A 25536-nucleotide genomic window follows, 5' to 3' on the forward strand; every position below is an offset into this window, starting at 1 on the left:
GGGAAGAATGCGTTACGTCAAATGGGGCCTGATCGGCACGGTGCTTCTGAGCCTGTTTGCCTTCCTGCACTACACGCTGCCGCGGACGGATATCGTCATCATCACGGGGGTGGACATCAAGCTGGAGCAGGTGTCGCCCAATTCGATCTTCTGGGCCAATTCCGAAGCCGGAACGGTGACGGCCGACGGCAAGTTGCAGCGCGACGTGCGTTTCATCAACACAACCAAGGCCAACGGAAAGCCGCGGGTCTACCGCAACGAGGACACCGGCTGGGGCTGGCCGCCCTATTTCAAGCTCGATTCCTCCAACCTGCACACCGAGGCGCAGGGGCTGATCTCCACCCGCGACAACCCGCAGTGGGTGGCGGTGCGCGCCTATGGCTGGCGCAGCGAGTTCCTTTCCATCTACCCGAACGCGGTAAGCGTGTGGCCCGTGGAAGGGCCGGACGTGCGGATCATCCCGTGGATCAACATCGTGATCCTGACGCTGCTGGCGGCCTTTGCCATCTGGCTCTGGCGGGTCTGGGTGCGGTTCAAGGAGCGGCGCATCGACCCGGTGCTGGAGGATGCAGCGGTGGCGCTGGACGAGCTGGACGATCGGGCCGATGCGGCCGCCGACAAGGCCAAGGGGCTGTTCGGCCGCATGGTTGCGCCGTTTCGGCGGAAGTAAGGCGGGGGCGCTGCCCCCGCGCCCCCGGGATATTTCCGGAACAAAGTGAAAGGGCGCCGTTCGGGCGCCCTTTTCCTCATTCGCCGTAGGGCACCCAGATGTTCTTGATCTCGGTGGCGGCTTCCAGGAAGCGGCGGCCTTCGGCTTCGGGCGCGAACCAGTCGGTGGCCTTGTCGTTGCAGGCCCAGGTGCGCTTGAGGTTGCCGGTGGAGGCTTTCTCGACCATGGCGGAGAGGCCGGGAGAGAAGGCCCAGACGGCGTCCACGTCCATGTGGGCGGCCAGCGCCGGCGCGGTGTCGCCGTGCGGGCCGGTGAGGATGTTGACCACGCCCGCGGGCACGTCGGAGGTTTCCAGCACCTGGTAGAAATCCGTGGCGGCCAGCGGGTAGGGCTGGCTCGCCGCCAGCACCACGCGGTTGCCCATGGCGATGGCCGGGGCCATCAGCGAGACGAGGCCCAGCAGCGGGGCTTCGTCGGGGCAGAGCGCGCCGATCACGCCGACGGGCTCCTTCATCGCCAGCGCGACGCCGCGGATCGGCACGCCGTGGGCGGCACCGTCGTATTTGTCGGCCCAGGCGGCATAGGTGAAGAGGCGGCTGATGGCGGCTTCGACTTCCTTTGCGCCCTGTTTGCCGCCGGTCATGGCGTCGATCCGCGCGGCGAATTCTTCGGCGCGGGCGGAGAGGTTCTCGCCGATGTAGTAGAGGATCTGGGCGCGCAGGTGGCCGGTGGTTCTGGCCCAGCCCCCGGCGGCATGGGCGGCTTCGACGGCGTTACGCACGTCCTTGCGATTTGCGATGCCGACATGGCCCAGAAGCTTGCCTTTGGGGGACCAGACGGCCTGTGCGTAGCCGCCGTCGGGGCGGGCCTGCTTGCCGCCGATGTAGAATTTCGCGGTGCGGTCCAGCCCTTCGGCTTCGAGCTTTTTCGGCGCCGGGACAGGGGCGATGGGGTTCAGGGCCTTGGCCTTGCCGGCGGGTTTGGTGTAGGCCGACAGCCCTTCCCAGCCGCCTTCGCGCCCGTAGCCGCTTTCGCGCACCCCGCCGAAACCGGCCGCCGCGTCGAACATGTTGGTTCCGTTCACCCAGACGACGCCGGCCACCAGCTTGGGGGCGATGTCGAGCGCGAGGTTGACGTTCTCCGTCCAGACGCTCGCGGCCAGCCCGTAGCGGGTGTTGTTGGCCAGCGCCACGGCCTCCGCCGGGGTGCGGAAGGTGGTGGAAGCGAGCACGGGGCCGAAGATTTCCTCCTGCATCAGCGGGCTGGCGGGGTGCAGGCCGGTGATGAGGGTGGGCGGGTAGAAGCAGCCGTTTTCCGGCAGCGGGCCGGCGGCGCGGTGGATTTCGCCTTCGCCGGCGTTGTCGTCCACGAGGCGGGTGATCGTCTGCAGTTGCACCGGATCGACGATGGCGCCCACGTCGATGCATTTGTCGAGCGGATCGCCCACGCGCAGCCCGTCCATCCGGGCCTTGAGCTTCTCGTAGAAGCGCTCCGCGATGCCTTCCTGCACCAGAAGGCGCGAGCCGGCGCAGCAGACCTGGCCCTGGTTGAACCAGATCGCGTCCACCAGCCCTTCCACGGCGCTGTCGAGATCGGCGTCGTCGAAGACGATGTAGGGGGATTTGCCGCCCAGTTCGAGCGTGAGCGCCTTGCCCGAGCCGGCGGTGGCCTCGCGGATGCGGCGGCCCACCTCGGTGGAGCCGGTGAAGGCGATCTTGTCGATGTCCGGGTGGCTGACGATGGCCTCGCCGGTGCGGCCGTCGCCGGTGACGATGTTGACGACGCCCTTGGGCAGGCCGGCCTCCTGGCAGATCTGGGCGAAGAGCAGCGCGGTGAGGGATGTGTATTCGGCCGGTTTCAGCACCACCGTGTTGCCCATGGCCAGCGCCGGGGCGATCTTCCAGGCGAGCATCAGCAGCGGGAAGTTCCAGGGGATGATCTGGCCGCAGACGCCGAGTGGCTCGCGGCCCGGAAGCTCGGCCTCCATCAGTTGGGCCATGCCGGCGTGGTAGTAAAAGTGGCGCGCGACGAGGGGGATGTCGATGTCGCGGCTTTCGCGGATGGGCTTGCCGTTGTCCAGCGTTTCCAGCACCGCGAAGAGGCGGCTGTGCTTCTGCACGAGGCGGGCGAGCGCGTAGAGGTATCTGGCGCGGGCGTGCCCCGGCAGCGCGGCCCATTTCGGCTGGGCGCGGCGGGCGGCCTTCACGGCGGCGTCCACGTCTTGTGCGCTGCCTTGCGAGAGCAGGGCCAGAACGTTGCCGTTGGCGGGGTTGCGGCTTTCGAAGGTCTCCGCACCGGGGGCGGTGAAGGCTCCGTCGATGAAATGGCCGAAGCTGTCGCCGGCATCCACGAGCCAGGCGAGCGCCTCGGCGGCGCTTTCGGGGGCGGGGCCGTAGTCCATGGTTTCGAAGATCTCTTTGACGGTCATGGGAATTGCTTTCTCAGGACGAGGAAGATGACGAACAGGAGCCAGATGGCGGCGAGACCGCGCAGGCCCGTCTGGATCTGCGCGGTACGGCGGTGCAGGCGGGCGAAGGCCTCCAGTTCGGGGGAGTGGGGCGCGGTGGCGGGCGGTGCGTATTCCGGTTCGGGGCCCAGCTGGCGTTGCAGCCGGGTTGGCAGCGCCTGCATCGCGCGACGCAGCTTGCGCCGCCGCCAGCTCTGGGCGCCGAGCCAGAGCGCGGCGGCCAGCCCGAGCAGCAGGATATAGGGGTTGTTCTGCATCTCCGGCCTAGGCCATCGGGTGGCGGTAGGCGGCGGAATAGGCGCCGGTGACGTAGTGCTCCAGCTGGCGCTCGATGTCGCCCAGCAGGGAGGAGGCGCCGAAGCGGAAGAGATCGGGCTGCAGCCAGCGATCGCCCAGTTCGTCCTTGATGAGGGCGAGGTAGGTGAGCGCGTCCTTGGCCTTGGAGATGCCACCGGCGGGCTTGTAGCCGACGCGGTAGCCGGTGCGGGCGTGATACTCGCGGATGGCGCGGATCATCACGAGGCTCACCGGCAGCGTGGCGTTCACGCTTTCCTTGCCGGTGGAGGTCTTGATGAAATCGGCGCCTGCCATCATGCAGACGTGGGAGGCGCGGGCGACGTTGCGCAGGGTGCCCAGTTCACCGGTGGCGAGGATGGCCTTGACGTGGGCCTCGCCGCAGGCCTCCCGCATGGCGCGCATCTCGTCGTAGAGCGCCTGCCAGTTGCCCTGGAGAACGTGGCGCCGGGTGATCACGATGTCGATCTCTTTCGCGCCGGCCTTCACGCTCTCGCCGATCTCGGCGATCCGCAGGGGGAAGGGCGAGAGCCCGGCGGGAAAGCCGGTGGAGACGGCGGCCACCGGGATGTCGGTGCCCTTCAGCGCCTGCACGGCGGTTTCCACCATGTCGTGGTAGACGCAGACGGCGCCGGTGTGGATCGGCCCCATGCCGAGGGCCTGCAGAATGTCGGGGCGCACCGGCTGGCGGGCCTTGGCGCAGAGGCGGCGCACGCGGCCCTCGGTGTCGTCGCCCGACAGCGTGGTGAGATCGATCAGGGTGATCGCCTTCAGCAGCCAGGCGGCCTGGTATTCCTTCTTCACCGAGCGGCGGCCCGGCAGCGTGGCGGCCCGGCGTTCGATGGCGGAGGTGTTGGCCTGCAGCCCGTGGATCAGATCGAGATCCAGCTCCGTCCCCGGGTTGCGGGGCTCATGCACCTGCGGCAGCTGGGCGGTGTCTTCGCCGTGCGCGCCGGGTTTCAAACTCTCTGTCTGCAAGGTGCCAACTCCTGCTGCGTGGGATTCAAACCGTCTCATGGCTCCCCGCCTATTGCAAGTTTGACCATTTGGTCAAGTCTGCTGCAGGGTTCCGGCCCGGGGCGCGGATGGGGCCGGGGGTGGGCATGCGGACGCGCCTTGCGGCGCGGCAGGCCGAGCCGGCGCCCGCCGGAGCGGGCGCGGGCAGGGATATTTGGGGAACAAAGTAGGGTTCCTTTCGTGGCCTGCCGGGAGTAGATGGGGGCAAGCAAGGAGAGCTGCCATGAGTTTTGACCGTTCCATCAAGATCGCGCCGTCGATCCTGTCCGCCGATTTCGCCAATTTCGGCGCCGAATGCGAGGCCATCGAGGCGCAGGGCTGCGACTGGGTGCACGTGGACGTGATGGATGGGCATTTCGTGCCCAACCTCACCTTCGGACCCGCCACCTGCAAGGCGATCCGGCCCCACATCAAGACGGTGATGGACGTGCACCTGATGATCGCGCCGGTGGATCCCTACATCGAGGCTTTCGCCGAGGCGGGGGCGGACGTGATTACCGCGCATGTGGAGGCCGGCCCCCATATCCACCGCACGTTGCAGGCCATCCGCGGCGCCGGGGCCAAGGCCGGCGTGGCGCTGAACCCGGGCACGCCGGTGGAGACGGTCGGCTACCTGCTGGACATGGTGGATCTCGTCTGCGTGATGACGGTGAACCCCGGCTTCGGCGGGCAGAAGTTCATCCACTCGCAGGTGGAGAAGGTGCGCAGCCTGCGGGCGATGATCGGGGATCGTCCGATCCACATCGAGATCGACGGCGGCGTGACGCCGGAGACCGCGCCGCTGGTGGCGGCCGCGGGGGCGGATGTGCTGGTGGCGGGTTCGGCCGTGTTCAAGGGCGGCTCGGTCGCCGATCCGGCGCCCTACGGCGAGAACATCCGCGCCATCCGTGCCGCGGCGGAAGCCGCGCGCGGCTGAGCGGGATCAGCTGCCGGCGCCGGTGTCTTCCGGCGCATCGCCCGCCTCTCCCGAGGGCAGCCAGATCGTGAACACCGTGCCGGCGCCCTCGGTGCTCTCCACGGTGATCGTGCCGCCGGTTCGGGTGACCAGATCGCGGCTGATCGACAGGCCCAGCCCCGTGCCCTCGCTGCGCTTCGTGGTGAAGAAGGGATCGAACACCCGCGCCAGCACGGCCTCTGACATGCCGGCGCCCGTGTCGGCCACGGTGATGCGTACGCCGGGCTCTCCGTCCTGCGCGGCATCGGCGGTGGAGAGCGTCAGCCGCCCGCCCTCGGGCATGGCGTGGATGGCGTTCACGATCAGGTTGATGAGCACCTGCTGCAGTTCGGTGCGGTTCATGGCCACGGTGTGGGTGGCGTCCATCTGAAGCGTCACCTCGATGGAGACCTTGTTCATCAGGTGCTGCACCAGCGGCAGGCAATCGCGGATCACCTCCTCGGGGGGGTGGCGGTCCACCACGCCCGCGTATTCCTCGGGCCGGGCGAACTGGAGCAGTTTGCCCACGAGGATGTTGATCGCGTGCACCTGTTCGTAGATCAGGGCGAACTCGGTTTCCACATCCGGATCGGGCTGGCCGATTTCCTCGCGGATCACGTCGAGGTTGCCCTGGATCACCGCCACCGGGTTGTTGATTTCATGGGCGATGCCGGCGGTGATCTCGCCGATGGCGGCCAGCTTCTCCGAGACCACGAGCTGCTTTGTGGTGGCTTCCAGCCGCCGGTTGGCCTCTTCCAGTTCGCGGGTGCGTTCGGCGACGCGATCGTTCAGGCGCCTGTCGCGCTCCTGGATCTGCTCCAGCAGGTCGTCGAAGGCGGCGGCGACGCGGCCGATCTCGTCGGGGGCGGGGGGCGCGCCGGTGCGCGCGCCCAGGTCGCCGGCCTCCACGCGGGCGATGGTACGGTTCATCCGCTCGAGCGGTTTGAAGATGCCGCGCGCCCACCGCAGGAAGATCGGCACCGACAGGGCGACCACCAGCAGGAACGCGGCCACGATGATGTAGAGGGTCCGGCGCTTGGCGTCCTGGAAGGGCGTGTCGAGGAAGCCCACGTAGAGCATCCCGATGCGGTTGCCGAAGCTGTCTTCGATGGGCTGGTAGGCGGAGATGTACCAATCGTTCACCACGAAGGCGCGGTCGAGCCAGGTGGTGCCTTCGTCGAGCACCGCCTGGCGCACCACGGCGGAGACGCGGGTGCCGAGCGCGCGCACGTCTTCGAAGAGGCGCACGTTGGTGGAGACGCGCACGTCTTCGAGGAACAGGGTCGCGGTGCCCTGCGAGCCCTCGGTGAGGCTGGCGGCCGGGTAGACGAGATCGTTGATCGTGTCGATGAAATCGAGGTTGCGGTTCAGCAGCACGCCGCCCACGAGCACGCCGCCGCCCGCCGCCGGGGCCGCGACATGCATCACCATTCCGCGGGTTTCCTCGGTGCGCTCGGTGGGCACGGCGGCCTCCGTGGGCACGAGGTCGAGCCGGGCCCGCGCCGCGAGGGCGGGATCGATGGCGGCGAGATCCGCGGCGGAGAACAGATCGATCACCGCCGCCTGTTCACCGGCGAGCGCCGCCTGCACCACGGGCCATTTGCGCGGATCGGCCAGCCGGGCGCCCGGCGGGCTTGCCGCGCGCAGCGCTTCGGGCTGCCAGAGATAGAGAAAATCCAGCCCGAGCCGCTCGCGCCGGCCATCGAGCAGGGTGGCGAGCGCGGCGGGGTCGCCGTCGGAGAGGGCCTCGGCCAGCACGGCGCTCTCGGAAAGCGCGCGCACCTCGGCGCTGCGGTTCTCCAGCAGGCTGCTCATGTACTGGCGCGCGATCGTCAGCTCGCCGTTGACCTTCGCGATCAGCAGGCGATCGAAGCGATCGACCCAGTTGTAGAGCGTGATGCCGATGAAGATCGGCATCACCACCAGCATCGGCAGGAGCGCGATGGCAAGCAGCCGGACCCGGACCGACCGGAACCGGCTCAGGCCGCGGGCCGGGGTGTCAGACATTCCACATGGCGCATTTGCGATCCACCGTCTTGCGCGACACGCCGAGGCGGCGGGCGGCCTCGGCGCGGTTGCCGCCGCAGGCTTCCAGCACCGCGAGGATGTGCCGCCGTTCCACAACGTGGAGCGACTCCGTGGGCGCGTCGGTATCGCCCTCCTGCCCGCCGGCGAATTCGGGCGGGAACTCCCCGAGGATCAGGGAGCGTTCGATCAGGTTGCGCAGCTCGCGCACGTTGCCGGGCCAGTCGTAGCGCGACAGGTTCACCAGCACGTCTTCGGTGAGGGTCAGCGGCAGCACCCCCAGATCGCGGGAGATCTTCTGCATGAACATCAGCGCCAGTTCCTGCACGTCGCCGATACGATCCTTCAGCCGCGGCATCGGGATGTTGAGCACGTTGATCCGGTGGTAGAGATCGGCGCGGAAACGCCCGGCGGCCACGGCTTCGGGCAGATCGGCGTTGGTGGCGAAGACGAAGCGCACGTCGAGGGGGATCTCCCGCGTGGCGCCGGCGGGGCGGATGCGCTTCTCTTCGATCACCCGCAGGAGCGTGGCCTGCACGGGCAGGGGCAGCTCGGCGATCTCGTCCAGAAACAGCGTGCCGCCGTTGGCATGGGCGAAGAGCCCGTCCTTGCGCTCTGGGTGCGGCGCGCTGCTGTCGGGCACGTGGCCGAACAGCTCGTTGGCGATCCTGTCGGGCGAAATGGCGGCGCAGTTGACCGGGACGAAGGCCTTGGAGGCGCGGTCCGAGATCCCGTGCAGCGTGCGTGCGGCGATTTCCTTGCCGGTGCCGCTGTCGCCGGTGAAGAGCACCGTGGTGGGCAGCGGGGCAGCGCGCTCCAGCAGGGTGCGCACCTCGCGGATGGCTTCGGAATTGCCCAGGAGCCGCCCGCGCTCGCCGGCGGCATCGCTGGCCAGCTCGTGCTTGAGCAGGTAGTTCTCGCGCCGCAGGTGCATGCGGTCGAGGCAGCGGGCCACGGCGTTGAGAATCTGGTTCGAGCGGAAGGGCTTGAGCACGAAATCCACCGCCCCCGCGCGCAACGCCTGGATCGCGGTTTCCAGATCGGCGAAGGCGGTGATCAGGATCGCATCGGCGTAGAAGCCGACCTCGCGCTGCTCGCGCAGCCATTCGAGGCCGGTTTTGCCCGGCATCACGTTGTCGAGGATGACGATGTCGAAATGGACCTGGTCCATCAGCCGCTCGGCTTCGCCGGTGTTGGCGGCCTGTTCGACGCGCAGGCAGCGGGGCTTCAGGATCTTCACGAGGAAATTGCGCATCCCCGGCTCGTCGTCGATCACGAGGATGGAGGCCCCGGAGAGGCCGAAATCCTGCGTATCGGCCCGCGCGGGGCGGGAAACGGGCGTCTGGATCTGGCTCATCGGGTCAGGGATCGAGCCGCACGTTTTCGCCGGCGTGGGTCTCCTCGGCGGAGAACCCGGCATTCTGCAGGACGAAATAGGCGGCGACGGAGATGACGCCGATGGCGAGGAAGGCCAGCCACATGGTTTTCATTCTTCTTTCCCTTCTTCGGACGACGCGCTGCGCAGGTAGGCGATCAGATCATCCCGATCCTGCTGGGCGGTGATCCTCTGCATCGGCATCTTGCTTCCCGGGATGTAGTGGTCCGGCCCGAGATCGAACAAGGCGTCGATGGTCTCATCATTCCAGATGATGTCGGCGGTTTGCAATGTTTCAGAATAGCTGTAGCCGGGCAGGCTGCCGGCGGGGCGGCCGAACAGCGCGTGCAGCGAGGGGCCGGCGCGGCGCTGCCCGTCCGGGGTGAGCGTGTGGCAGATGGAGCATTTGCGCTTGAACTGACGCTCGCCGTTGCCCATGCCGGCCGGGTCTTCGAGAAAGCTGCGCGGCCCCGCCGCCATTGCCGCCTCGTCGCCTTCGGCGTCCACCGGCCAGGAATACATGGCGTCGTCCAGCCCGCCGGCGTGGATGTTGCGGCCGTCTTCGGAGAAACGCAGCGCCCAGACGGGCCCCCGCAGCGCAGCTTTGAAATCGTTGACGATCCGGCCCCGCTCAGTGTCGATGATCATGATGTAGCCTTCGCCGTCGCCCACCGCGAGCAGGCGGCCGTCGCGGCTGAGATCCATGGCGAGGATCGGGCGGCGGTCCAGGGTGAAATCGGCGAGGCTCTCGCCCGTCTGCGCATCGACGATGCGCGTGCCGCCGTCCACCGCCCCGTAGGCGAGCCAGCCGGCGCTTGCGTTCAGCACCAGGGTGTTGATCCCGAAGCCGTGGCGCAGCAGAAGGCGCTTTTCCTGCCCGGAGGCCACGTCCCAGACCCGCAGCGTGCCATCGGTGGAGGCGGAATAGAGCGTGCTGCCGTCGGGGGAGAAGACGGTGGCGTTCACGCCGGCTCCGTGGCCGGTGAGGAAGCGCGGCGCGAGGGTGTCCAGATCCCAGAGGCCGATGCTGCCGTCCCAGCTTGCCGAGGCGAGCGTGCCCGCGTCCGGCGAGACCGACAGCGAGATCACCTTGCCCTCGTGGCCTTCCAGCCGGCGCGCGGTTCCGGCGGCGAGATCCCAGAGCAGCACGGCGAAATCATCGCCACCGGACGCGGCACGGCCATCGCCCAGAAAGTGCACGGCGTTGACGGCGGCGGCATGGCCTTCCAGCCAGCGCGGCGTGCCGCCTTCCCACAGCCCCACGGTGTTGTCGAAACTCGCCGTCAGTATGGCGCCGCCTTCGGGCGCGACGTCGATGCCCTTCACCGGGCCGCCGTGGCCCTTGAGCGTGTAGAACTCCTGCGCCGCGGCGCCGCCCGCGCCCTGCATAAGGCTCAGTGCGAACGCCAGCAGCACGGCGGCCGGCATGCCGGGCCGGGACGGGCGGAACAGGCGGGCGGGGGCAGGCATCGCGGGCGGGGCCTATTCGGCCGGCGCGGCCGCCGGGGGATCCTGGGAGTCTTCGCCGGAGGTGGCGCCGGTCACTTCTTCATACCAGAGGCTGTGATGCTCCCTGGCCCATTGCGCCTCGACTTCGCCGTTGCCCATGGCCTCGAAGGCCCCCTCCATGCCGACGCTGCCGAGGTAGATGTGGGCGAAGATGATGCCGATGAAGACGAAGGCGACGATGGCGTGCCAGCCCTGGGAAAGCTGCATTTCCTGCTGCGGGGTCAGGGCCGTCTGAAGTTCGCCCATGCCCATCGCCTGCGGGATGCCGAGGGCGTTCAGCATGTCGAAGGTCTTGGCGAACATCGGCAGTTCGAAGGGAAACAGCAGCGACAGGCCGGACAGCGAGATCGACACGCCCAGCACGATCACCGCCCAGAAGATGATCTTCTGCCCGGCGTTGAACTTCTTGGCCGGCGGGTGGCTGCCCTTGGAGAAGAGCCCGCCGCCCTTGGCGAGCCAGACCAGATCGTGGCGGTTGGGAATGTTGTGCACCACCCACATCACGAAGATCATCACGAGGCCGATCATGAAGGCCCAGGAGACGTTGTTGTGCACCCATTTGCTGTAGAGCGCGATCGTGGCATAGGCCTCCTTCCCGATGAAGGGGATGAGGCCGGTGCGCCCGAAGAGCGAGATCAGCCCGGTGATGCCCAGCAGGATGAAGGAGCCGGCGAGCAGCCAGTGGCCGAAGCGCTCGATATCCTTGAACCGCAGGACGGTTTCGCCGGTCTTTTCGCCGTCGATGCGGATCTTGCCGCGGACCAGGTAGAATAGCAGCAGCAGCCCGAGCACGCCGAGCAGGAAATAGCCGCCCCATGTCTTGAGCGTGGTTTCGCGCCAGGTCAGCCAGGCCATGCCGCCGTCCTGCATCAGCACGGCGCCGACGGGATCGCCGGTGGAGACGGTGATGTCGGCTTCGTTGTAGCGCAGCGCGCGCCAGAGTTCCGGGTCGGACACGCCGCCGAGGGTGCCGAGCTGGTTGGTGATGCCGGCGGCCTTGCCGGGATCGCCGATCGCCTCGCGGCGGAAGGTGTAATCCACCTTTTCGCCGCGCTGGCGGGCCATGATGTCTTCGCGGGTCTGCGCGCCGCCGGTGGCGGCGCGGGCATCCTGCGGCGCGGCTCCGGCTTCCGTCGCGCCCTCCGCGACGCCCTGTGCGGCTTCGGGGCTCGCCGTGTCCTGGGCCACGCCTGCGGCGGGGCTGGCGGCGATCAGGGACAGCGTGAAGATCAGGGTCAGGAATGTACGCGTCATGGCCTTGCTCGTGTTGCGGCGGGACAGGTTGCACCGCTGGCGCGGTGAAACGGGTTGGTCAGTTGAAACAGGGCGGAAAATGCTTTCCGCCCTGTCTGAGCCGGGGATCGGTCCGAGGGGATGAGCGTTGCGGTCCCCGGCGCGTTCGAAGAAGGGCGTCAGCCGCCCTTCTGTTCGTAGGCCGTGCCCCAGCCCCAGGCGCCGGAGCCGAAGCCACGGGCAACCACGCGTTCGCGGTAGATCGCGGACACCACGTCGCCGTCGCCGGCCAGAAGCGCCTTGGTGGAACACATCTCGGCGCAGATCGGCAGCTTGCCTTCCGCGATCCGGTTGCGCCCGTACTTGGCGAACTCGGCGGTCGAATGCGTCTCTTCCGGGCCACCGGCGCAGAAGGTGCATTTGTCCATCTTGCCGCGGGATCCGAAATTGCCCGCCTGCGGATACTGCGGCGCGCCGAAGGGGCACGCGTAGAAGCAGTAGCCGCAGCCGATGCACAGATCCTTGGAGTGCAGCACGATGCCTTCTTCATCCTGGTAGAAGCAATCCACCGGGCAGACGGCCATGCATGGCGCGTCCGAACAGTGCATGCAGGCCACCGAGATGGACCGTTCACCGGGTTTGCCGTCGTTGATGGTGACGACCCTGCGCCGGTTGATGCCCCAGGGCACCTCGTGCTCGTTCTTGCAGGCCGTCACGCAGGCGTTGCACTCGATGCAGCGCTCGGCGTCACAGAGAAACTTTGCTCTTGCCATCTCTCACTCCTCCTTATGCGGCCCAGATCTTGCAGAGAGTGGCTTTCGTCTCCTGCATCTGCGTGACCGAGTCATAGCCGTAGGTCTGGGCGGTGTTGGTGGCTTCACCGAGCACGTAGGGATCGGCACCCGGCGGATACTTGCTCCGCAGGTCCTCCCCTTCGAAATGCCCGCCGAAGTGGAACGGCATGAAGGCGACGCCCTCTCCGACCCTTTCGGTGACCATTGCCATCACCTTGACCTTGCCGCCTTCCGGGCCTTCGACCCAGACTTGCGCGCCGTCCCGCACGCCGAGGTTGTTGGCGTCGCGCGGGTTGATCTCGACGAACATGTCCTGCTGAAGCTCGGCAAGCCAAGGGTTGGACCGGGTTTCATCGCCGCCGCCTTCGTATTCCACGAGCCGGCCGGACGTCAGGATGATCGGGTAATCCTTGCTGAAGTCCTGCTTCTGGATCGAGGCATACATGGTGGGCAGACGATAGAACTTGCGGTCCTCGTAGGTCGGGTAGTCCTCCACGAGATCGCGCCGGTTCGTGTAGAGCGGCTCGCGGTGGAGCGGGATCGGATCCGGGAACGTCCAGACGACGGCGCGGGCCTTGGCATTGCCGAAGGGCGCGCATTCGTGCTTGATCGCGACCCGCTGGATGCCGCCGGAGAGGTCGGTCTTCCAGTTGGTCTTCGGACCGGCCACCGCATCGATGGCGGCGCGCTCCTCATCCGTGAGATCGCCGTCCCAGCCGAGGTCCATCAGCATCTGCATGGTGAATTCCGGGTATCCGTCCTGGATTTCGGAGTTCGCCGAGTAGACGCCTTCGGCCAGCAGGTTCTGCCCGTCGCGCTCCACGCCGAAGCGTGCGCGGAAGGTCAGGCCGCCCTGCGAGACCGGCTTGGACATGTCGTAGAGGTTCGGCGTGCCCGGATGCCCCATCTCGGCGGTGCCCCAGCATGGCCACGGCAGGCCGTAGTATTCGCCGTCGTTCGGGCCGCCCACCGCCTGAAGCGTCGTGCGGTCGAACGTGTGCTGGTTCGCCATGTGGGACTTGATCCGCTCCGGGCTCTGCCCGGTGTAGCCGATCGTCCAGAGGCCCTTGTTGAACTCCCGCGTGATGCTTTCCACCACGGGGGTTTCGGCATCTTCCATCTCGATGTTGCGGAACAAGCGGTCCGCCCAGCCGAACTTGTTGGCGAATTTCGCCATGATCACTTCGTCGGGCAGGCTCTCGAACAGCGGATCCACCACCTTGTCGCGCCACTGAAGGGAGCGGTTGGAGGCGGTCACGGAACCGCGGGTTTCGAACTGCGTGCAGGCCGGAAGCAGATACACGCCGTCGGTGCGGTCCTGCATCACCGCGGAGACGGTGGGATAGGGATCGATCACGACAAGCATGTCGAGCTTCTCCATCGCCGTCTTCATTTCCTTGCCGCGGGTCTGGGAGTTGGGCGCGTGGCCCCAGAGAACCATGGCGCGAACGTTGTTCGGCTGGTCCATGTTCTCCTTGTCTTCCAGCACGCCGTCGATCCAGCGCGACACCGGGATCCCGGTGAGGTTCTGCAGGGATTTCTCCTTGCCGTCCGCCCCGGTGATCTTGTCGAACTGGCCGGCCAGCCATTCCGGCTCCTCGCCCCAGACGCGCGCCCAATGGGCCCAGGCGCCGGCCGAAAGGCCGTAGTAGCCCGGCAGCGTGTGCGACAGCACGCCCAGATCGGTGGCGCCCTGCACGTTGTCGTGGCCGCGGAAGATGTTGGTGCCGCCGCCCGAAGTGCCCATGTTCCCCAGCGCGAGCTGGAGGATGCAGTAGGCGCGGGTGTTGTTGTTGCCGTTGGTGTGCTGCGTGCCACCCATGCACCAGATCACGGTGCCGGGGCGGTTGTTGGCCATGGTGCGGGCCACGCGGCGCAGCTGGCTGCCGGGCACGCCGGTGACGCGCTCGACTTCCTCGGGGTTCCACTTCCGCACTTCCTCGCGGATCTGGTCCATCCCCCAGACACGGGTGCGGATGAACTCCTTGTCTTCCCAGCCGTTCTCGAAGATGTGGTAGAGGATCCCCCAGACCAGGGCCACGTCGGTGCCCGGGCGGAAGCGGACATATTCATCGGCATGGGCCGCGGTGCGCGTGAAGCGGGGATCGCAGACGATGAGCGGCGCGTTGTTCTGCTCTTTGGCGCGCAGAACGTGCAACAGCGAAACCGGGTGGGCTTCGGCCGGGTTGCCGCCGATGATGAAGATGGCCTTCGAATTGTGGATGTCGTTGTAGGAGTTGGTCATGGCGCCGTAGCCCCATGTGTTGGCAACGCCCGCAACGGTGGTGGAGTGGCAGATCCGGGCCTGGTGATCCACGTTGTTCGTGCCCCAGTAGGCGGCGAACTTGCGGAACAGGTAGGCCTGCTCGTTGTTGTGCTTGGCGGAGCCGAGCCAGTAGACGCTGTCAGGCCCGCTTTCCTCGCGGATCTTCATCATGCCGTCGCCGATCTCGTCGATCGCCTGTTCCCAGCTGATGCGCACCCATTCCCCGTTCTCTTTCTTCATCGGGTATTTCAGGCGGCGCTCACCGTGGGCGTGCTCGCGCACGGATGCGCCCTTGGCGCAATGGGCGCCGAGGTTGAACGGGCTGTCCCAGCCGGGCTCCTGCCCGACCCAGACGCCGTTGCTGACTTCGGCGATCACGGTGCAGCCGACGGAACAATGGGTGCAGACGGATTTGACCGTCTCCACGGCGCCGGTGATGGCGGCCTGCGCGTTGGCGCGGGTGACGGTGCCTCCCGTGGCACCGAGTGCGGCAAGGCCTCCGATGGCCAGGCCGGAGCCACGCAGAAACGCGCGGCGATCCACCGACTTGTCGGTGATGTCTTGCAGGAGACTTGTCCGCTGGGGGCGTCGCGCAACCCCGTTGGTCTTCTTCCTGAGCATGTGTCCTCTCCCTTGCTGGGCCGGGGATGCCCCCGGCGGGCTGGGTCTCTTCGTTGTGGCTGGCCTTGCTGGGCGTCACGCAACCGTCGGGCCGTCTGTGCCGGTTCCGTCCGCCTAGAAGCGGGCGGTTTCGTAGTATTGGCGGGTGTGCGGGGTGTCCTGCATCCCGGTGCCCGGTGCCTCGGCGGCTTCCGCCTCCTGCACGGGCAGGGCGGCGGCGGCCACGGCGGCCGGGGCCCCCGTCGCGGCGAGTTTCAGGAACCCGCGCCGGCTGGTGCCTTCGCCTTCGGTCTTCTTGCTCATCCTTGCTCCTCCTGATGGTTGTCCAAGGTCTGCGGGCTCATCCCGCGCTCATCCGGAAAGCCTCGCGCTCGATCTCCATGAACGCCTTGCCGATCGTGCCGACGGACGCGTAGAAGACAGAGGATTGCGCACCCTCCAAATCCGAAAAGAAATGTGCGGCCCAGGGGCCGATGTGCTTGCCGAAGAAGGCCTTCTGGGCCTCCAGCGGCGCCGGATCGCCGAAGCGGCCCGTGATCATGCCGGCCATCATCTCCATGAGGCTGGCGATGTTGTCTTCGGGCTCGTAGACGTTTTCGGCCCGGGTGATGCCCCGCGCGGCCATGTCGTTGCGCAGCAGGGCAAGGGGTTTTTCGTTCAGGAAGCCGGTGAGGTAGAAGCTCGCGTAGGGCAGCAGCTCGCCGCGCCCCAGCCCGATGAAAAGCGCGTTGAACTCCCGTTCCGCCGCTTTCGGCTTCGTCACCTTCGCCACGCGCGCCAGCGCCGAGACGGCCTGCCCGAGATCGCTTTCGTCCCCCGTCAGCCCGGCGGCGCGGGAGAGCAGGTCCGCGTTGGGGGGCGCGGCGAGCAGCACGCCGAGAAAATCGTAGAGATCGGCGCGCAGCTGATCTTCCTCGGCAATGGTGATCGGGGTGGCTTCGGCGGTCATTCAGGTTCCTTCCCGCAGGGTGTCGAATTCAAATCGCATGCGGCGGCGCGCCGGTGCGGCCGGTTCTGCCGGTGCGGCAGGCGCCTGCGTCATGGCGTGCGTGGGGGGCAGGGGCTCCGGCCGTGCGTCCTCGCTTGCGGCGGAGACGAGGATCGGCGCGTCCTCCTCCGGCAGCGGGGCCTCGGCATCGGGGGCTTCGGCTTCGCCGGCCTCCGAGGCGGCGCGCGCCTCGGCCTTCTCGGCGGCCTGCCGGGCCATCTCCTGCACGTGTTTCAGCATGCCCTTGCCGACCTGGTAGCTCGTCTGCAGCGTCTCGACGACGTTGGCGGCATCGGTGAAATCCTCGCCGTAGTCCACGAGGCTGTCGAGGTTGGCCAGCGTCGGGTTGGAGACCCAGAGCCGGCGCAGCGCCCGGCGGCGCAGGTGTTCGGGCACGGCCTTGGCCATGAAGGCCGAAAAATCATCGCCCGCCGAAAGCGTGTCCGGATCGGGCAGATCGAGCTCGGCGAGGATTTCGGCATCGCTCATCTCGGCCTGCGCGGCCTCGCGGGCGGCCTCCTCCTCGGCGGCGCGGGCGGCGTCCCGAGCGGCGGCGGCCTGCGCCTCCTCCGCTTCAACGGCCGCCTTTCGGCGTGACCAGAAATCCCCGGACCGGCTCATTGCAGACGCCCCCTGCGGCTGCCGGGCGTGCGGAACACGTCGGACATCTGCGGGATGCGGGCATCGCCCTTGCCGTCTTCCTTCAGGTCCACGCGTTTCTTGTCGCGGCGGCGCTTGACGAAGATCTCTTCCTCGTGGTGCGCGGTGACGAAATCGCGGATCCAGGCCACCAGCCCCTCGGGCATCGGCACCAGTTCGACGATCTCTTCCCCGCTGTCGAGGTAATCCTGCGCCTCGTAGGGGGAGGCGGTGGCCAGCAGCACTTCGAGGCCGGTCTCGCTGCCCGGATCCTCGCGCATGACCACGCCGATGGCGGGCACGCGGGTGGACAGGCCGGTGAGATAGGCTTCGGTATCGCTGCGCCAGAGTTCAAGCGGAACGGTGGCCGCGTGATACTCGATCGCGTCGCCTTCGCGGCGCAATTCATACCAGCTGCGATCCGGTGCGCCGGGCAGAACGGCCACGGCCTTCCACGACCACTTCGCCCAGCGGGTCACGCCCGGTGACTTCCGGATGACGATCCCGAGCGGCATCGAAGCGGCGCTTGTCAGCATCTTTGGCATTCCTCCCAGTGCCGGGCTTTTGCCTCTGGCGCCTTCAGTCTGGGTGCAAGCGGACCGATCTCAAAGGGAATTTCCGCCACGGCAGGAAAAGGCCGTGCGCAGGTGGACATTTTGACCCTCGGCGGCGGGCTGGATCGCCGCTGGCGGACGAATTGTCTAGTTCCGGGAATACCTGATTTTTTTACTTGGTGGGCTGCTGCGATGCGGCATGCGAATCACTCCGCCATTTCCCGGAAAACGGCTTTACGCGCTCTAGGTTTCGTGACTACGTGAATAGGGGAATCGAGCGGCCCGTGCCGGGATCGCCGGCGGGGCACCGAGGAGGAGAAATGGCCAAGCAACTGATTTTGTGTGATTGTTTGGGGAGTCAGCCCATCGATCGCGAGGCGATTGCCTCCGCCACCGGCTTGGCCTGTTCACGCGTTCACAACGGCCTCTGCGGGCGCGATGCGCAGGCTGCCGCGGCCCTTCTGGAGGAAGGCGAAGCGCTGGTCGCCTGCCAGCAGGAACGCACGTTCTTCGAGGAGCTGGCGGCCGAGATCGGCGCGCCCGAACCGGCCTTCGTGGACCTGCGCGACCGGGCCGGGTGGTCCGACGAGGCCGCGCAGGCGGCGCCCAAGATGGCCGCCCTGGCGGCCGAAGCGCTGGTGCCGCCGGCCGCCGAAAAGCTGATGGACGTGACCTCCGAAGGCCTCTGCCTGATCCTCGGCCCGGCCGAGCGCACGCTGGCCGCGGCGGCGCGGCTTGCGGAGGCCCTCAGCGTCACCGTGCTGCTGCCGGAGCCCGCCGACATCCCGCTGGATCGCCGCTTCGACGTGGTCGTGGGCCGCCTGCGCACGGCCAGCGGCGCGCTTGGCCGTTTCTCCGTCCTGATCGACGGGCTGCGGCAGATCGAGCCGGGCGGGCGCGGCGGCTTCGGCTTCTCCGCGCCGCGCGACGGCGGGCGCACGGAATGCGACCTGATCCTCGATCTGCGGGGTGAGGCCCCGCTGTTCCCTGCGCCGGAGAAGCGCGATGGCTACCTGCGCCCAGATCCGGGCGATCCGCAGGCGGTGGCGGATGCCGTCTTCGAGGCCGGCCAGATGGTCGGTACCTTCGAGAAACCCCTCTACCTTGCCTACAACGAGCACGTCTGCGCCCATGCCCGCGCAGAGCAGACCGGCTGCAGCAAATGCCTCGACATCTGCCCGACCGGGGCGATCCTGCCCAACGGCGAGCACGTGGCCATCGATCCGCTGATCTGCGCCGGCTGCGGCGCCTGTTCGGCGCTCTGCCCCTCCGGTGCGATCACCTACGACGATCCCCCGGTATCGCATCTTCTGCGCCGGATGCAGGTGCTGGCCGAAACCTTCGGCAAGGCCGGCGGCACTGCCCCGCGCCTGCTGGTGCATGACGCCGAGCATGGCAGCGAGATGATCTCGCTCGCCGCCCGCTTCGGGCGTGGCCTGCCCGCCGACGTGCTGCCGCTTTCTGTCAGCACGGTCACCGGATTCGGCCATTCCGAGATGCTGGCGGCGCTGGCGCTTGGCTTCTCGGAGGTCTCGGTGCTGCTGGCGCCGCGCGCCGAGCGCGGCGTGATCGAGGGCGAGGCGGCGCTGGCGCGGGCGATGGCCGGTGCGTCCGGGGCCGGCATCCACGTGCTGGACATCGGCGATCCGGACGCCCTGAGCGATCACCTCTTCACCGCCGTTGCGCCGCGCCCCCCGATCGAGCCGGTTCTGCCCCTGGGGGACCGCCGGCAGGTCGCTCGGCTCGCCGCGAAGGCGCTCAACCCCGAGGCCGACAGCCCGGTGCCGCTGCCCGAGGGTGCCCCATACGGGGCCGTGCTCGTCGATACCGAGGCCTGCACGCTCTGCCTTTCCTGCGTGTCGCTCTGTCCGGCTGGCGTGCTTCTGGACAACGAGGACATGCCGCAGCTGCGCTTCCAGGAGGATGCCTGCCTGCAATGCGGGATCTGCAGGACGATCTGCCCGGAAAAGGCCATCGCGCTCGAACCCCGCATGAACCTCGCGGACACCGCGCTCGCGCAGGTGGTGCTGCACGAGGAAGAGCCCTATGCCTGCATCGAATGCGGCGCGCTGTTCGGGGTGAAATCCACCGTCGAACGCATCGTGGAACAACTCGCCGGCAAGCATCCGATGTTTGCCGACAGCGATGCCGGAAAGATGATCCGAATGTGCGACAACTGCCGGGTGAATGCGCATTTCCACCGCGAAAACAACCCGTTCTCAGGTGGCGAGCGCCCGAGGCCCCGGACCACGGACGACTACTACAGCGAGCGCAAGGATCACTGATGCTGGATCGGGGCGCCCAGATCGGCTGGGGCAATCGCGGCCACGAAGGCAAGGATCGCATCCAGATCGTCAAGGCTCATGGTGACCGGGATGATCGGCGGCGGGCGGGTCTCGTCGAAGGGCTCCGTCACATCCGGGATCTGGGTGAAGGCCGGGTGCGGCTTGAGCACGTAGAAGGCGGTGAACCTCTCTTCCCAATCGGCGAAGGTGCGCAGCACCGGGAAGGAGGGGGTGGACCCCAGCCCCGCCATGCGGTTGGCATCGCCCACCACGTGGCAGCGCCCGCAATGCAGAAGCGAAAGCCGTTCGCCCTCGCGGGCATCGCCGTCGAACGCAGGCGCGGCCGCCACGACGGCCTCTGCCTCGGCCGCCGCAAAGGGCGCGCCTTCGGGCGGCTGGAAGGCCAGCACGGTGTTCAGCCCCGTGTCCGACTGCAGCCAGTCGATGAAACGGCCGGTGAACTCGGCGCGCTCGGGTGCGCCGTCTTCCGGCACGATCAGCACGTAGGTCACCGCGCCCCGCGCGAAGACGGCGCGCCCGCCGCCGTCCTCCCCCTGCGCCAGCAGGCGCACGTCGGCCCCGGCGGCATCCGGCGCCACGACGCTGACGCGGATCGAATTCTTCAGCGAGAAGCGGGGCAGCATGTGTTTGAGCAGGCCGCTCTCGGCGAGTTCCGGCGCGGCGGCAAGGCTGATCTGCCGCTCCTGCGCAAAGGCCGTCGGCCCCACCAGCAGCATCGCCACCGCGAGGCCGGCTATCCACAGTCTTCCGCGCATCGGGCGCCTCCCTTGGCCGTGGGTCCAAGGGTAAGCGGCGCCCGTTTGCTGCGTCAATCCCTTCGGAAAAACCCAGATAAACAACGGGAGATCGCCCCATGAGCGACGATTTCAACATGTCCATGCGCAAGTTCCTCAAGCAGGTCGGCGTGACCTCGCAACAGGCCATCGAGAAGGCCATGCGCGAGGCCGGCAAACCCGGCGAAACCTATGAGGCGAAGGTGGTTCTCACCGTCGAGGGGCTGGAGCTCGAGCACGTGGTGACCGGCACGATCACCGGGGAAGGCGCATGAGCCTGACGCGCGAAGATGTTCTGGCGGTCCTGAAGGGAATCGAGGTGCCCGGCGGCGGCGATCTGGCCGGCTCCGGCATGGTGCGCGCCCTGACGGTGGAGGAGGGCGCTGTCCGTTTCGTGATGGAGATCGACCCCTCGCGGGCGCCGGCGGCCGAGGCCGCGAAGGCGCAGGCCGAGGCCCGCCTGAAGGCGCTCGCCGGGGTGAAGAGCGTTTCGGTGGTGATGACGGCCCACACCAGCCCCAAGGCACCGCCGGATCTGAAGGCCAGCCGCCCGGCGCAGCCGCAGGGGCCGCAGAAGATCCCCGGCGTGGCACACATCGTCGCCGTCGCCTCCGGCAAGGGCGGTGTCGGCAAGAGCACGGTTTCGGCCAACCTCGCCGCCGCGCTGGCGGCGGAGGGGCGCAAGGTGGGCCTGCTGGACGCCGATGTCTACGGCCCCTCCCAGCCGCGGATGCTGGGGGTATCGGGCCGCCCGGCGTCGCCCGACGGCAAGACGATCCTGCCATTGCGCAACCACGGCGTGACGATGATGTCCATCGGGCTGATGACCCCGGACGATCAGGCCGTCGTCTGGCGCGGGCCGATGCTGATGGGGGCGCTTCAGCAGATGATGAACCAGGTGCAGTGGGGTGCGCTCGACGTGCTCCTGGTGGATCTGCCGCCGGGCACCGGCGACGTGCAGATGACGCTCACCCAGAAGGCCGAGGTGGACGGGGCGATCATCGTCTCCACCCCGCAGGATGTGGCGCTGCTGGATGCGCGCAAGGGGATCGACATGTTCAACAAGATGAACACGCCGATCCTCGGCATGATCGAGAACATGTCCACCCACATCTGCAGCAACTGCGGCCACGAGGAGCATGTCTTCGGCCACGGCGGCGTGAAGGCGGAGGCCGAGAAGCTGGGCGTGCCGCTTCTGGCGGAGATCCCGCTTCATCTCGACATCCGGCTGGCCGCCGACGGCGGCGCGCCGATCGTGGTGACGAAGCCGGGCAGCCCGCAGGCCGAGGCCTTCCGCAAGGTGGCACGCGATCTGGTGGCGCGGGGGCTGGCGTGAGCCCGCGCGCCGATCTCAGCTTCCCGCCGCTGATGGCGGGGCTGCCGCTCTCCGGGGCGCAGGATCCGTTCGAGCGCGCCTGTGCGCAGGCCGCGCTGGGCTGCGACGCCGGGCTCGTGGCCTACAACCTGGGGGCCGACACCCTGCGCGCGGCCCTCGTGCTCGCGCCCGAGGTGCCGCTGCGGGCGGCCATGGCGATGCTGCCCACCTGCGGCGTGGGCTTCCAGAACGCGCTTGGCGCGCTGGCGCCGCCGGAAGTGGCGGTGCATCTCGAGTGGGGCGGGGCGATCCGGGTGAACGGGGCAAGCTGCGGGCGCCTGCGGGCGGCGGCCTCCTCCGCCGATCCGGAAGCGGTGCCCGACTGGCTGGTGATCGGGCTGGAGGTCTCATGGATGCCGCCCGACCCGGAAGCGCCGGGGGCCACGCCCGATGCCACCGGGCTGATCGCGGAAGGCTGCGCGGAGCTGGATCCGGGGCATCTGCTGGAAAGCTGGGCCCGGCACACGCTCGTCTGGATCAACCGCATCGAGGACGTGGACGCCAGCGGCCGCGCGGCGCTGCACACCGACTGGCGGGCACTGGCGCACGGGCTGGGCGAGGAGATCGTGCAGCCCTGGCGGGGCGAGGCGCTGTCTGGCACCTTCCTCGGGGTGGACGAGGATTTCGGCATGTTGCTGCGGCAGGGTACGGAGACCCGCCTGCTGCCGCTCACGGGCCTTCTGGAGGAGAACACATGAAACTCGCACGCGCGATCCATTTCGATGAAAGCGACATGAACGTGTTCCAGAGCCCGGCGCGCACCGGCGAATGGGCGATCTCGGGCGGGTTCGAGTTCTCCAACTGGGGCGAGGCCGATCTTACCGGCAAGGCCCGGCAGGCCTTCGCCAACGGCTGGCTCGGGCTCGAAACCTTCGGTCGTGTCACCTTCGTGGCCGTGACCGCGATCGAGCCGGGCGAGATCGAGGCGTTGACGGAGGCGCTGGCGGCGCATTTCGTGGCTGTCTACGGCGCGCCGTCGGTGGAGGCCGCGCGCGGCGTGGCCGCCGAGGAGATCGCCCACATGCAGGCGCTCTGCGAAGATCACGCGCCGAACACGCTGCTGACCGTGCAGCGCTCCCTCGGGGAAACCGGCGTGCGCGAGCAGTTCCGCTACATCGAGCCAAGCGACGCCGGGCTCGAACAGTTCGCGATCCACGGCGAGCTCGACGGATAGGGGCGCTGCCCCCGCTGGCCTTCCGGGCGGCTCACCCCGCGATGTCTTCCGCCAGTGGATGGCGCGGGGGCGGTGTCAGAAATCCAGCCCGAGATCGAGGGTTTTCACCGAATGGGTGAGCGCGCCCGAGGAGATGTAATCGACCCCGGTGGCGGCGACTTCGGCGATGCGCGGCAGGGTCATGTTGCCCGAGGCTTCGGTGACGAGCCGGCCTGAGACCATGGCCACGGCCTCGGCGAGGGTGGGCGTGTCCATGTTGTCGAGCAGGACGACATCGGCCCCACCCACAGCGAGCACCTCTTCGAGCTGGGCCAGCGTGTCCACTTCGATCTCCACGCGGATCATGTGCGAGGCATTGGCCTTGGCCGCCTCCAGCACCGCGCGGATGCCGCCGGCGGCTGCGATGTGGTTGTCCTTGATCAGGATGGCGTCCGAGAGGCCGAAGCGGTGGTTGAACCCGCCGCCGTGCAGCACGGCCTGTTTTTCGAACAGGCGCAGGCCGGGGGTTGTCTTGCGGGTGCATGTGATGCGGGTGCGGGTGCCGCGGGTTTCGGCGACGAAGCCGGCGGTGAGCGTGGCGATGCCGGCCATGCGCCCGGCGAAGTTCAGCGCCACGCGTTCGGCGGAGAGGATCGAGGCGGCGCTGCCTTCGATCGTCATCAGCGTGTCGCCCGGCGCGCAGGGGGTGCCGTCGGCCTTGAGGATGGCCACCTTCAGCGCCGGGTCGAAGACGCGGAAGGCCAGCGCGGCCACCTGCATGCCCGACACCACCCCGTCTTCGCGGCTGTTGAGCCGGGCGGTGTAGCGCAGGCCCGCGGGGATCACGCAGCGGGTGGTGATGTCGCCGTTGTGGCCGAGATCCTCGGCCAGCGCGGCGCGGATCATCGGTTCGAGGATCAGGTCGGGGAGGGGGCCGGTTTTCGGAAGGGTCATCGGGCAAGGGCCTCGGCTTGGAGGGTTTCGGCATCCGCGAGGGTCAGGCGGCTGCGCTGCGCCTGGGCCGGGTCGGCCTCGGGGAAATCGGAGCGGTAGTGCCCGCCCCGGCTTTCGCGGCGGCGCCAGGCGGCGGCGGCGATCAGCGTGGCGGTGGCGAGCATGTTCTTCAGGCTCTCGTCGCGCGCGCCGGCCTTCAGCTCCGCGAGGGTGGCGAGGGCCGTGCGCAGCCCGTCGGCGCTGCGCACCACGCCGACGTGTTCCGTCATGCAGCGGCGCAGGCGGGCGATCTCGGGCGCGGTGTCGGGGGCTTCGGCGGGTGGCAGATCGAGCACGACGGCGGGCGCGTGCCGCGGCGCGTCCGGAAGGGCCTCAGCGATCGACAGCGCAGCGGCGCGGGCGAAGACGAGCGCTTCCAAAAGCCCGTTGGAGGCGAGACGGTTGGCGCCGTGCAGCCCGGTCGAGGCGGCCTCGCCGCAGGCCCAGAGGCCGGGCAGGGAGCTTTGGCCGGAGAGATCGGTTTCGATGCCGCCCATGTGGTAATGCGCGGCCGCGGCCACCGGGATCGGCGCGGTGAGGGGATCGAGCCCGGCGCGGGCGCAGGCTTCGGCCACGGCCGGGAAGCGGGCAAGGCCCTCCCCGGCGAAGACCTCGCGGCAATCGAGCATCGGGCGCTTGCCGGCCTGCGTCTGCGCGAAGATGGCGCGGGCGACGATGTCGCGCGGGCCCAGCTCGGCCTTGGGGTGTTCTGCCAGCATGAAGCGCTCGCCCGCCGCGTTCACCAGCGTGGCGCCTTCGCCGCGCAGCGCCTCCGTGGCGAGCGGGGCCGGGTCCTCGCCCATGTCGATGGCGGTGGGGTGGAACTGCACGAATTCGGCGTCCGCGATCACGGCGCCGGCGCGGGCCGCCATGCCGATGACCTGCCCGCGGATGCGCGGCGGGTTGGTGGTGAGCGCGTAGAGCCCGGCGGAGCCACCGCCGGCGAGCAGGATGGCGGGGGCGGTGAGCAGGGCGGGGGCGGACGGATTGGCGGGATCGGTGCTTTGCAGCCAGACGCCTGTGGCACGGCCCCCATCGGTCTCGATCCCGGTGGCCAGCACCCCTTCGAGCACCTGCACAGAGGGCGTTTCCCGCGCCACGGCGATCAGCGCTTCCATGATCTCGCGGCCCGCCTGATCGCCCTTCACCCGCACCACGCGCGCGTAGCTGTGGGCGGCTTCGAGCGAGAGCACGTATTGGCCGTTCTCGTCGCGGTCGAAGGGCGTGCCCAGCGTGGTCAGATCGAGGATATGGTCGCGCGCGGCCTGGGTCACGAAACGGGCCACCTGCGGATCCACCGTGCCCGCGCCGGCGCCCAGCGTGTCTTTCGCGTGGCTCTCGGCGCTGTCGGCGGCGGCCATGGCGGCCGCCACGCCGCCCTGCGCCCAGGCCGAGCTGGCGCCTTCGCCCAAAGGATCGGGCGAGATCACGAGGACGGGGCGCGGGGCCAGCTTGAGCGCCGCGTAGAGCGCGCCGATCCCGGCGCCGACGATCACGATGCGATCGGTGTGCGTGGCCATCCCCCCTGATCCCCTCGCGATTGCGGCCGG

General features: G+C 68.5%; 24 protein-coding genes. 7 read left to right on the forward strand and 17 right to left on the reverse strand.

The annotated features are described in order from the left end of the window. Nucleotides 1–7: 7 nt before the first annotated feature. Complete coding sequence (locus PSA7680_RS07175; protein ID WP_085867995.1) at nucleotides 8–670, forward strand: DUF1523 family protein; 663 nt, start codon at nucleotides 8–10, stop codon at nucleotides 668–670. Between the two features lie 76 nt (nucleotides 671–746). Here PSA7680_RS07175 and PSA7680_RS07180 read toward each other — a convergent pair whose 3' ends face one another. From PSA7680_RS07180 to deoC, 3 genes are read right to left on the reverse strand one after another with little or no spacing between them, the layout of a single operon-like run. Beyond that, nucleotides 747–3098, reverse strand: a complete 2352-nt coding sequence (locus PSA7680_RS07180; protein ID WP_085867996.1) for an aldehyde dehydrogenase family protein — start codon at nucleotides 3096–3098, stop codon at nucleotides 747–749. Then, nucleotides 3095–3394, reverse strand: coding sequence for a hypothetical protein (locus PSA7680_RS07185; protein WP_085867997.1), 300 nt, complete (start codon nucleotides 3392–3394; stop codon nucleotides 3095–3097). The genes PSA7680_RS07180 and PSA7680_RS07185 overlap by 4 nt, the downstream gene beginning before the upstream one ends. A 7-nt stretch (nucleotides 3395–3401) precedes the next feature. After that, complete coding sequence (gene deoC, locus PSA7680_RS07190; protein WP_245824506.1) at nucleotides 3402–4409, reverse strand: deoxyribose-phosphate aldolase; 1008 nt, start codon at nucleotides 4407–4409, stop codon at nucleotides 3402–3404. Nucleotides 4410–4671: 262 nt separating this feature from the next. Here deoC and rpe point away from each other — a divergent pair, with 262 nt between their 5' ends. Next, complete coding sequence (rpe, locus tag PSA7680_RS07195; RefSeq protein WP_085867999.1) at nucleotides 4672–5364, forward strand: ribulose-phosphate 3-epimerase; 693 nt, start codon at nucleotides 4672–4674, stop codon at nucleotides 5362–5364. Between the two features lie 6 nt (nucleotides 5365–5370). Here the strand turns inward: rpe and PSA7680_RS07200 are convergent, their stop codons facing one another. From PSA7680_RS07200 to PSA7680_RS07245, 11 genes are all read right to left on the reverse strand, one after another. After that, nucleotides 5371–7389, reverse strand: a complete 2019-nt coding sequence (locus PSA7680_RS07200) for a sensor histidine kinase (protein ID WP_085868000.1) — start codon at nucleotides 7387–7389, stop codon at nucleotides 5371–5373. Next, nucleotides 7382–8764, reverse strand: coding sequence for a sigma-54-dependent transcriptional regulator (locus PSA7680_RS07205; protein WP_085868001.1), 1383 nt, complete (start codon nucleotides 8762–8764; stop codon nucleotides 7382–7384). Before PSA7680_RS07205 ends, PSA7680_RS07200 begins: the two co-directional genes overlap by 8 nt. Nucleotides 8765–8768: 4 nt before the next feature. Beyond that, nucleotides 8769–8897 carry a hypothetical protein gene (locus tag PSA7680_RS19075; protein ID WP_275936521.1) on the reverse strand — a complete coding sequence of 43 codons (129 nt, stop codon included), beginning with the start codon at nucleotides 8895–8897 and terminating at the stop codon, nucleotides 8769–8771. After that, nucleotides 8894–10252: a c-type cytochrome gene (locus PSA7680_RS07210; protein ID WP_306372450.1), complete on the reverse strand. Its 1359-nt coding sequence runs from the start codon at nucleotides 10250–10252 to the stop codon at nucleotides 8894–8896. Before PSA7680_RS07210 ends, PSA7680_RS19075 begins: the two co-directional genes overlap by 4 nt. A gap of 12 nt (nucleotides 10253–10264) precedes the next feature. Further along, nucleotides 10265–11545, reverse strand: a complete 1281-nt coding sequence (locus PSA7680_RS07215; protein WP_085868002.1) for a formate dehydrogenase subunit gamma — start codon at nucleotides 11543–11545, stop codon at nucleotides 10265–10267. Between the two features lie 158 nt (nucleotides 11546–11703). Beyond that, a complete protein-coding gene (gene fdh3B, locus PSA7680_RS07220) occupies nucleotides 11704–12297 on the reverse strand; it encodes a formate dehydrogenase FDH3 subunit beta (protein ID WP_085868003.1) in 594 nt (197 codons plus the stop codon). A gap of 13 nt (nucleotides 12298–12310) precedes the next feature. After that, the gene (locus PSA7680_RS07225) at nucleotides 12311–15205 is read right to left on the reverse strand and encodes a formate dehydrogenase subunit alpha (RefSeq protein WP_085868004.1); all 2895 of its coding nucleotides are present in this window, start codon (nucleotides 15203–15205) and stop codon (nucleotides 12311–12313) included. A 114-nt stretch (nucleotides 15206–15319) separates the two neighbouring features. Then, a complete protein-coding gene (locus PSA7680_RS07230; protein WP_085868005.1) occupies nucleotides 15320–15508 on the reverse strand; it encodes a twin-arginine translocation signal domain-containing protein in 189 nt (62 codons plus the stop codon). Between the two features lie 37 nt (nucleotides 15509–15545). Further along, nucleotides 15546–16154 carry a TorD/DmsD family molecular chaperone gene (locus tag PSA7680_RS07235; protein ID WP_085868006.1) on the reverse strand — a complete coding sequence of 203 codons (609 nt, stop codon included), beginning with the start codon at nucleotides 16152–16154 and terminating at the stop codon, nucleotides 15546–15548. Continuing rightward, nucleotides 16155–16814 (reverse strand): DUF3306 domain-containing protein, encoded by a 660-nt coding sequence (locus tag PSA7680_RS07240; protein ID WP_085868007.1) that lies wholly within the window; start codon nucleotides 16812–16814, stop codon nucleotides 16155–16157. Next, nucleotides 16811–17368 (reverse strand): DUF3305 domain-containing protein, encoded by a 558-nt coding sequence (locus PSA7680_RS07245; protein ID WP_245824507.1) that lies wholly within the window; start codon nucleotides 17366–17368, stop codon nucleotides 16811–16813. The genes PSA7680_RS07240 and PSA7680_RS07245 overlap by 4 nt, the downstream gene beginning before the upstream one ends. Before the next feature lie 338 nt (nucleotides 17369–17706). Here PSA7680_RS07245 and PSA7680_RS07250 point away from each other — a divergent pair, with 338 nt between their 5' ends. Next, nucleotides 17707–19671, forward strand: coding sequence for a 4Fe-4S dicluster domain-containing protein (locus tag PSA7680_RS07250; protein ID WP_085868008.1), 1965 nt, complete (start codon nucleotides 17707–17709; stop codon nucleotides 19669–19671). Here the strand turns inward: PSA7680_RS07250 and PSA7680_RS07255 are convergent. After that, on the reverse strand, nucleotides 19665–20447 hold the full coding sequence (locus PSA7680_RS07255; RefSeq protein WP_085868009.1) for a cytochrome c family protein: 783 nt from the start codon (nucleotides 20445–20447) through the stop codon (nucleotides 19665–19667). The two genes, PSA7680_RS07250 and PSA7680_RS07255, sit on opposite strands and share 7 nt — an antisense overlap. A 98-nt stretch (nucleotides 20448–20545) precedes the next feature. Between PSA7680_RS07255 and PSA7680_RS07260 the strand changes: the two genes are divergently transcribed. Genes PSA7680_RS07260 through PSA7680_RS07275 form a run of 4 tightly spaced genes read left to right on the forward strand, consistent with a single transcriptional unit; the run spans nucleotide 20546 to nucleotide 23014 of the window. Further along, on the forward strand, nucleotides 20546–20740 hold the full coding sequence (locus tag PSA7680_RS07260; RefSeq protein WP_085868010.1) for a DUF6494 family protein: 195 nt from the start codon (nucleotides 20546–20548) through the stop codon (nucleotides 20738–20740). Then, nucleotides 20737–21801 (forward strand): Mrp/NBP35 family ATP-binding protein, encoded by a 1065-nt coding sequence (locus PSA7680_RS07265; RefSeq protein WP_085868011.1) that lies wholly within the window; start codon nucleotides 20737–20739, stop codon nucleotides 21799–21801. Before PSA7680_RS07260 ends, PSA7680_RS07265 begins: the two co-directional genes overlap by 4 nt. Nucleotides 21802–21833: 32 nt before the next feature. Beyond that, complete coding sequence (locus tag PSA7680_RS07270) at nucleotides 21834–22538, forward strand: biotin/lipoate--protein ligase family protein (protein ID WP_085868089.1); 705 nt, start codon at nucleotides 21834–21836, stop codon at nucleotides 22536–22538. Further along, complete coding sequence (locus PSA7680_RS07275) at nucleotides 22535–23014, forward strand: DUF6505 family protein (protein ID WP_085868012.1); 480 nt, start codon at nucleotides 22535–22537, stop codon at nucleotides 23012–23014. Before PSA7680_RS07270 ends, PSA7680_RS07275 begins: the two co-directional genes overlap by 4 nt. A 75-nt stretch (nucleotides 23015–23089) precedes the next feature. Here the strand turns inward: PSA7680_RS07275 and nadC are convergent, their stop codons facing one another. Next, nucleotides 23090–23947: a carboxylating nicotinate-nucleotide diphosphorylase gene (gene nadC, locus PSA7680_RS07280; RefSeq protein WP_085868013.1), complete on the reverse strand. Its 858-nt coding sequence runs from the start codon at nucleotides 23945–23947 to the stop codon at nucleotides 23090–23092. Beyond that, a complete protein-coding gene (locus PSA7680_RS07285) occupies nucleotides 23944–25506 on the reverse strand; it encodes an L-aspartate oxidase (RefSeq protein ID WP_085868014.1) in 1563 nt (520 codons plus the stop codon). The genes nadC and PSA7680_RS07285 overlap by 4 nt, the downstream gene beginning before the upstream one ends. Between the last annotated feature and the right edge of the window lie 30 nt (nucleotides 25507–25536).

The organism is Pseudoruegeria aquimaris, from assembly GCF_900172235.1.
Lineage (GTDB): Bacteria > Pseudomonadota > Alphaproteobacteria > Rhodobacterales > Rhodobacteraceae > Pseudoruegeria > Pseudoruegeria aquimaris.